Genomic DNA, 389 nt, shown 5'->3' on the forward strand with positions numbered 1-389 from the left:
TAAAATTCCACCCAAACCAAGAGAAGTCACTCTAAAAAAAGGGATGAAACTGGACAGATATGGGGATAATTCAGGTGGCTTTGTTTGTCCTTTTAAAGAGAAAAAAGGAGTGATGCCTTATGAAAAAAGATCATTGCCTTATGAAAATAATGAAGTAATGCAAAAAACCTATAAAAGATATGAAGTAACAGAAGATATTAATATGGAAAGTATTGAAAGAAAGGTTAGAATGAGTGGGAATGAAGAATTAATAGAATATATTAAAGAGCTAAAAGAAAAAAACAAATTCCATTCCCCAAAAATAGGTAAAATATCTCCATGCTTTAAACAAGAAGGCAAAGGAACACAAATTAAACTTCCTATTTCCATAGAAAACTTAATACAATTAG

The 389-nt window shown here is 29.8% G+C and carries 1 protein-coding gene; it reads left to right on the forward strand.

The window, feature by feature from the left end:
• On the forward strand, positions 1-389 hold a 389-nt coding region (locus AJ930_RS00005), incomplete at both ends, for a TNT domain-containing protein (RefSeq protein WP_148122798.1).

This window comes from Campylobacter sp. BCW_6871 (assembly GCF_001762325.1).
GTDB classification, from domain to species: Bacteria; Campylobacterota; Campylobacteria; order Campylobacterales; family Campylobacteraceae; genus Campylobacter_D; species Campylobacter_D jejuni.